The 7,100-nt window shown below is 58.4% G+C and carries 8 protein-coding genes; 3 read left to right on the top strand and 5 right to left on the bottom strand.

What is annotated here, in order from left to right; genetic code table 11:
• Nucleotides 1–153: 153 nt before the first annotated feature.
• Both MESS2_RS29835 and MESS2_RS29830 read left to right on the top strand, forming a co-directional pair.
• Complete coding sequence (locus MESS2_RS29835; protein ID WP_008878438.1) at nucleotides 154–759, top strand: hypothetical protein; 606 nt, start codon at nucleotides 154–156, stop codon at nucleotides 757–759.
• A 61-nt stretch (nucleotides 760–820) separates the two neighbouring features.
• Complete coding sequence (locus MESS2_RS29830) at nucleotides 821–1,618, top strand: hypothetical protein (RefSeq protein WP_157357909.1); 798 nt, start codon at nucleotides 821–823, stop codon at nucleotides 1,616–1,618.
• Between the two features lie 285 nt (nucleotides 1,619–1,903).
• Here the strand turns inward: MESS2_RS29830 and MESS2_RS30405 are convergent, their stop codons facing one another.
• Genes MESS2_RS30405 through MESS2_RS29815 form a run of 3 tightly spaced genes read right to left on the bottom strand, consistent with a single transcriptional unit; the run spans nucleotide 1,904 to nucleotide 3,355 of the window.
• Entirely contained in the window at nucleotides 1,904–2,122 is a 219-nt protein-coding gene (locus MESS2_RS30405; protein ID WP_008878435.1) for a DUF6650 family protein, read from the bottom strand.
• 8 nt (nucleotides 2,123–2,130) lie between these two features.
• Nucleotides 2,131–2,844: a DarT1-associated NADAR antitoxin family protein gene (locus MESS2_RS29820; RefSeq protein WP_008878434.1), complete on the bottom strand. Its 714-nt coding sequence runs from the start codon at nucleotides 2,842–2,844 to the stop codon at nucleotides 2,131–2,133.
• A complete protein-coding gene (locus MESS2_RS29815) occupies nucleotides 2,837–3,355 on the bottom strand; it encodes a DarT ssDNA thymidine ADP-ribosyltransferase family protein (protein WP_008878433.1) in 519 nt (172 codons plus the stop codon). The genes MESS2_RS29820 and MESS2_RS29815 overlap by 8 nt, the downstream gene beginning before the upstream one ends.
• Before the next feature lie 208 nt (nucleotides 3,356–3,563).
• On the opposite strand from MESS2_RS29815, the gene MESS2_RS29810 reads away from it, so the two are divergent.
• Complete coding sequence (locus MESS2_RS29810; RefSeq protein ID WP_040594443.1) at nucleotides 3,564–5,018, top strand: hypothetical protein; 1,455 nt, start codon at nucleotides 3,564–3,566, stop codon at nucleotides 5,016–5,018.
• 200 nt (nucleotides 5,019–5,218) lie between these two features.
• Here MESS2_RS29810 and scpB read toward each other — a convergent pair whose 3' ends face one another.
• Both scpB and MESS2_RS29800 read right to left on the bottom strand, forming a co-directional pair.
• Nucleotides 5,219–5,956 (bottom strand): SMC-Scp complex subunit ScpB, encoded by a 738-nt coding sequence (gene scpB / locus MESS2_RS29805; protein ID WP_008878431.1) that lies wholly within the window; start codon nucleotides 5,954–5,956, stop codon nucleotides 5,219–5,221.
• A 5-nt stretch (nucleotides 5,957–5,961) separates the two neighbouring features.
• Nucleotides 5,962–6,861, bottom strand: coding sequence for a DUF1403 family protein (locus MESS2_RS29800; protein WP_008878430.1), 900 nt, complete (start codon nucleotides 6,859–6,861; stop codon nucleotides 5,962–5,964).
• Nucleotides 6,862–7,100 lie beyond the last annotated feature (239 nt).

Genomic DNA, 7,100 nt, shown 5'->3' with positions numbered 1-7,100 from the left:
GCTCGTCTGCCGTTTCGTGAATTTCTGGAAGATGGCTCAGGATAATAACCGCTTTGCCGAACTCCTGGACCGCGTGGTGGCCAACCGGCTCGCAGATACGTTGTAGGCGCGCGCATCGTCTCGGACGTTCAAGATGACAAGGCGCAGTTCACTATGGTGCCGCAGGACGTGACCGTCGAAACTAGCCAAGCGTTCGTTCGCGACTTCGAAAGTTGGACGATCACAAACGGATTTCGAGATTTGGTCGAGACCTTCTCAGTGTTCCTGGTGGCGGTGTTTTCGATCGCGTACATCCTTGAACGGGGCACGGTGCTTAAGGAGGATCACGACAAGGCGATACGAAAATTCGATCGCGGCGGAGTGGAGGCTCAGCTTGCGGCGCTTACAAAGACGCTTGGGCTAGACGGGAGGGTTTTTACCGATGTTTGTGTCCTTGAACAGCGCGCGGAATTGCATGGGACATCGCCGGGGCATCGTGAGTCTGGAAGACACGGCCCGCTAGAGGAGCCGTTCGTACTGCGCTGGCGCACGAGGTCCTTGATGCTGGAGGATGGACGCGATGCAACCTTAGCGCTGTATCGTGACGAACCGCTTTATGTCGAAAAGGGAGAAGCGATCCTTTACGCGGAAGTTGAGCGGACAACGGTGTTAGCCTCAGGGAGCAAAATTCGCCTCAGTCGGCACGATCGTTCGGAGATTTGCTACGGCGTGATAATTGCGACCGAATGCGTTCACGAAGGTCTGACCTTGCCCCTCTGATCAATCTCGGAAGGAAGCAAGGGAAGATCGTCGACAAAAGTCCGCCTTTGGAAAGTCGACCGTGATGTTCATTCGAGATTACCCCGGCATCAATGCCGTCAAAGTTGGACGGCTTTTTCTTAAGCCGGGAGACGTCTACGAGACAATCACGCAATCCTGTCGCATGGTTTTTCATGAGGCCAGCGACCGGTCGCTTCCGCTAGGCCGCGCTGGCTCAGCAACGTTGGTCCGATATGCGGGTGTGAACTACGTCGTCGCCACGAGACATCAGTTGGGCATAGCCCGTGGTGCAAGCGTGCCAACGAACATTCTCGATACGATCAGGATAGGGAGCGGCAAGGGGCTACTTTCGAACATCCCACTAAAAGCCTGCATCTTCGAACTTTCGAATGTGGACGAAGAGTACCACGACGTCCTGCTTTTCAAGGCGGCGGACACTTGGAAAACTCAGCATTCTGACCAGCCGTTTTTCTATCCTCTTGCGCCATTCTCTAAGGCCAACCGGGTCAAGTCCTTTTTGGTCGGCTACCCGACAATCGAAGGCGTGATGGATGAGTACCTAGAAGGTTTCGTCCCCGAACAACCTGGCTCCATTCACATCAAGCGAGCGATCTCTGACTGCGATCTAGACAAGAGCTACATGACAAATGTCGAATTTTACCGGCGCTACCTTAATGTTCGCGAGCGGCCGGTTGTCGACGGCTACAGCGGCGGTGCGGTGTTTTCGCTGACTGGCGAATTGGAGAATTTGGAAATCGTACTGGACGGAATCGTGGTGCGCGCTGGCGCACAACACATCCACATCGTAGACGCTGACTATCTCTTAAAAATCATTACGGACCAATCGAAACGGGGCTGAACGCCGACACGGCCGATGGAAGGTCCGATGCCGTAGGCCATTGCTACTCGTCAGCCAACTGTGACGCCTCCCCAAGGGTCGGGACGATGGACGCCAGCGGGCCTTCGACATCGATCCCGTAGCGACCTGCCAGCGCCGCCACTTGGTGCCCTACGGTTGCCCGGAACGCTCCCACTTGCTGCTGATCATGGAACCGTCGCCCGGCTGCGCGGATCGCGCGAAGAGGCACGACGGCGAACGCGTCGGCGGAAAGCGCTTGAAGAGTCTTGGTGCCTTCTCGCGTATCTAGTGGATCGAATGCCTCACCTCTGCCTCGGTCTCCATATCGAAGGGATTGTAGAGGACGCGTCGATCTTCGAGAAACACGAGGAAGCGGCGTACGATTTCTGTCTCTGCGGGGCCGGGGCCCGACCAAGACACGCCGAAGACAGGTGTACTGATACCGGTTACCCGGCGTGCGGTCTCGGCGGTGACCTTGCTGCGCTTGCGGAAGAAATTGCGCATACCCCCTCCTAGCCGACCCTAAGTCTGGCCTGCTTCAAATGAGGTTGATGCTCGGTCGGCCGAAGCGAATGAGCAGCCATCGCGGCAATGAAAACCTCGGGCGTTTTCAGGTAGCGCTCCAGCTTGTTCTCCCTCATGAGCACTACGAACAGAGCGCACGTTTTCGCCTGACAATTGACTGACTTGCTGGGGTTGAACTCTATGTCCGTGAACCCGGCATATTGTATTTCGCCGTCCACTCGATTTTTGAGCCATACACGGTGGGGAAAGATGGCATTGAGATAAAGCCAATCGTAGAACACGGTCATAGGTTCTAGCGGAAACTCGAAGCTATCGAATTTGAAGCCCACCAGTGCGCCGGAATCGCGGAGTCGTGGGTCGCGCTTCGCATCGCGCGGCTCAACCTCGTACAGATCGGTGTACGGGCCACCGCGCTCGAATACCTTACTTCCCTGAAAGGCGTTCTCCAGCGGTATCTCGCCGATGCTGGTCATCACGCGCAGATGAAACGCGCTAAGATGCCGACCGGCGATTTCGTCGGACTTGCTCGACACTTCTAGCAGCGGGGCATATCCAGCCTTCTTCGCGGCATCGTGAAGCGCCCGGATGTTCTTCTTCTTCTGAACCTCCGCGAAGCCACCAGCCCACGGAATTTCGAAATCCAATCGCGTGACGTAACCTTCGTCCTCGGTCGCAGGAATAAAGATTGGTCTCTCAGCCATTACCGATGTTTCCTATCAGGTTAAGAGGAATGAGACAGGGCACTAGAACCTCGCACTTTTCGGCCCGTTGGCGACGTAGATAGATTTCAGGGTCTTTCCACTCCATACGTGTGTACAGAACCTCCCAATCGATCAGGGCGTCTGACTGATCAATTGGGACCGCTTCGACGCCGTTCTTGTTGGAAACTCCTGGAGTGAATTGGACTCCTTTGAACTGGAGCACTGACGGGTGTATTTGCAGGAAAATCGAGTTCTTGATCCGTCCATCTTGCCGCGCCACATATTCCATTGGATGGGTATCTAGAAAGCATAGGTGCACATATTTCCCCATGCCATTCTTGGCATCGGCATCCCGACTCACTTGATTGCCTCCCGGCGCAGGCACTTTGATGGCCTTTTGTTCGAGTTCGGCAATTGGATATAAGCCACCTAACTCACGGATCAACTGCAGGTTGCTCCTGTCAGTGAAGTGATAAAGGCGCGGAATTTTCGCGATTGAATCAATTGCCATATTCCCCTCCGTGCTGGCCGGGAGCGGCCTACCCCACGGGAATCTTAGGGCAGTCGACACCCAAAAGCCATGATGCGCGCCAAGGTGTTCAGATTGGCGACGTTCCTCAATTGTTCTATACGTTGAAGAGGATACTCAATCGCCAGCTAGGGTTCGAATCGTCGTGAATGGCCGCTCCATAACGATCACCATCCCAGACATCGAAAGCATGGCCGACGACGAGTTAGAACAGCTTGCGCGAATGCGAGATGGCCGATGGAGTGCGCAGACCAAAGCGCTTATGCGCCGGTTCAACACCGATAAGCTCAATCTCAATCGGGCATGGGCTGGCACCTGGCAGGGCTGGACATGCCCATGCTGCCGGAGGACAAAGCCGCAGATTGCGAGACTCACGACATCCGGCGTCCTGCTATGTCAACTTGAATTGCACCACGACCACCTAGGCGATAAGGCCGGGAAGCTATTCGAGGAAATCAACCAGAAGTCGGACGATCGCGAGTTCAACATCCAAGTGTCGCATGCCAAGTACGGCATGCTCCAGTTCGTGGAACGCTTCGAACGAACGCTCATCTGTATCGACTGCAATCTGGCAGAGGGAAGCGCTAAGGCGGCACTCGACAGCGCCGTGGATTGGGATTTCACTTTCTCACCTAAAGAGATCACTGGGTTTATTCGCGCCACCTACAATGGTGTCCATACAGTCGATTTTGAGGCGGCACGCGCGACGTGGGAGCGGGTGAAGCTAGACATCGCGGATCGCCTCGATTTTGCTGAGCGGATGGCAATACGGTTCGCCAAGGGGAAGAACCGTCGCGAAGTGGCGATCGGGATGCGGGCCGATTTCTGGATCGATGACCGAGCGCTGGTATGGGCGCAGGTTACAGACGCATTGCCGCACCTAGACCGTGGCAGCATCGGCATGAAAGTACTTGCCCGATCGGTTGCGCGGGACGCCGTTGGCAAATCAGCGAAACGGAAGGTGAAGCCTGCCGGCAAGCCGCCGACCGATACTGAGTTCGCCGATGTAGGGGGCCAGAACGGCGAACAAAAGCATTGGAATGCTGTAAGCGAGGATTGGACGTGCGGGTGCTGTAAGCGCTCCAAGCGGGAGATATGCAGGAAATCGAACAAGGGAAAATGGACGGCGCGCATCCACATCATTCGGGATTGGACCGCGGAGGAGGATGTCAGCAACCTCTACTGGCGCGGTGGCGACATGACGGGTGGAATGGTAATCGGCTCCCATATCACTGTGCTCATCTGCCAAGACTGCCGGCATATCATTTCTGAGGTCCAGCGTCGTGATGGCACTTTGGAGGAGTCGAGCTTGACGATCGGAGAGGTAGAGGCTGCTATCGTCGCAATTGCCCCTAACCAGATGCACGATGTTGACTATGAGTGGGCAATCGAGACAGCGCGGAACAACCGCGATCTTGTTGCAGCCGTGCACGAGTATCACCGGCACGCACGCGATGCCCTTGCAAAGTTGGCTCGTGCCAAATGGCTCATGAAAGCGGTTCCATGTTCTTTTGAGAAGGCACGCGACTTCATGGGTTACGAGCACGCAAAGGCGGAAGACGTCGATCTAGAGGAAGGCGACGCCTATATGGATTGGCTGCTAGGTGAAGGCCTTAGATTTGAGAAGAGCAACGCAGTAGGATAATCCTTATCCTGTTGCCACTCCGAGGAGCACGATTGCCCGCGGACGCCAGGATGACGACGTCGAGCTCGCGTGCCAGTTCATCCAGCGTCGCGGCCCAGGTGCCGACCTTTCCCCCCGTCGTCGTTTGACTGACTCCGCCGAACGGGATTTGCGGAGGGCATTAGCCTAGGCAAACCTTTCGTCCCCGTGGGCCGAATGCCTCATTCAGGCGCCTCGGATAGGACATCGAGATCACAGCCTTCGATTTCATCGTCCTCCTCGAGCACCCCGCTTGTCGCAATTGGAATATCGCCTGCCAGCAGCTTCTCCTTCGACAGCAGCCCGGCATCTTCAAGCGCCTCGAAATCCGGCAAATCGCGCAGCGTGTCGAGGCCGAACTCCAGCAGGAATTCTTTTGTCGTCACGTAGGTGTAGGGCGCGCCCGGCGTCGGGCTACGCGGGCCGGAAGCGATCAGGCCGGCACCGCGCAGATGACCAATAAAATCGCGACTGATCTCCTTGCCGAAGAAAGACGACAACTCGGCGCGGGTGATCGGCTGGAAGTAGGCGATGCACATGAGCACCAGCACCTCTGACTGCGTGAGGTCTGCCGCGCGCTCGCTACCGCCGACTGCACAGCGGATGGCGTCGGCATAGGCCGGCCGCGTCAGATGCTTCCAGCCGCCGGCGACGGCCACCAGGTCATAGGGCCGGCCGCGCAGCTCCTCGCGAATGTCATCGATCAAAAGCTCGATGGCGCAGCCTTTGCCTACGACACGCCCCAAGGTCTCGCGTGTCACCGGTTCGCTGGCGGCGAAGATGGTTGCTTCGACGCGGTGCATCCATTCGCGCCAGCGCGCCTCCGGCGGCAGGTGATTCAGTTCCCGGTCAAACAGCTGGTCAGCTGATCGACGGTCATCGGACTGGCTCCCCCCTCGCCTGCGCGCTGCCTCCGCCATGATCGTCACAGCCCGTAGATGCGGAACGCGGGGCGGCCGGACAGCTCGCGGACGGCGCCGAGCTCGACCAGCCGGTCGAACAGGCGGCGCAATCCGCGGTCGCTCATTCCAGCGATGTTTTCCGATGCAACGATCGCGTCGTCGGACAGGAGCTTTTCGACAACAGCATCCGCCGCCTTGGCCCTGAGTTTCGGGGCAACGGCAAGCAGCCGGTCCGCGCGGCGCTCGAGCTCGGCGGAAAGATCAATTGCACGCAGCGCGGCGCGCGCCTGCGCGGCCAGCAGGCCTTTCGCACGCTCAGGATCTGTCTCAATGCTTGTCGCCACAGAGCCGGCTGTCGATCGACGCGGGCGGGCGCTTGTGCCCAAAGCCGCCTCGGCGCCCAGCAGCGGCATAGCGTATGCCCAACCCAGCCGCTGCGCCAGCAAGGCATCGGCGAGCCAAGCTCCAACTGCGCGCCCAAAGCCGTGGCGCTCGGCGGCCATGAATGTGCCGGTCAGCCTTGCGACCATGCCAGCGCCGGCCGCGAGTTGCCGAAGATCATCGGCCAGATCACTGACCGCCTCATCATCCGGGCCGTAGCCGAACTCTTCCAACACCGCAGCGAGGTTTTTCTCCGTCAGCAATTCGTCCCCGGGCCGAGCCGCCAGCCGGCGCCAGGCGAGCAGCAAAAGCCCGGCGGGACCGACGGACAAAAAATCGCCCGGTCGTGTGAGCAGCACGGCGTCGCGGAGCGCGCTTTCGTCCTCGACGCGGCCGACCTGTTTTGCCGTTACCGCGGCCGCCGAAAGCGCCAGCCGCTGCCGCCAGGCGCCGGCCCACCGCTCCTGACGGCGAACCGCCGCATCGAGGGCACCGATGGCGGCGCCTGCGGTGAGCGCTACGTCCTCGATGTCTCTGCTCACTAGGTTTTGCACATTGGGGACGACGCGGCGCAGCCATGCCGGGACGAGGATTGTCGGCGCGGCGATCGTTCCAGGAAGCGGGCCGGAGTGGCGCGAGAGAGATTTGGGCCGCAGAATCATCGGGAGCACGATGAATCATGGCGGCGCTTTTGGCAACAGAAATGGATAGAAAGCGCTGCGCCTGTCGCCCACATAAAACGAGCGATAATCTTGCCTTATCGTTCGTTTTTGTCTCTATA

This window comes from Mesorhizobium metallidurans STM 2683, assembly GCF_000350085.1.
Taxonomy (GTDB): Bacteria; Pseudomonadota; Alphaproteobacteria; order Rhizobiales; family Rhizobiaceae; genus Mesorhizobium; species Mesorhizobium metallidurans.
Note: the sequence above shows the minus strand (reverse complement) of the source record. Positions and strands in the feature narration are given on the sequence as shown.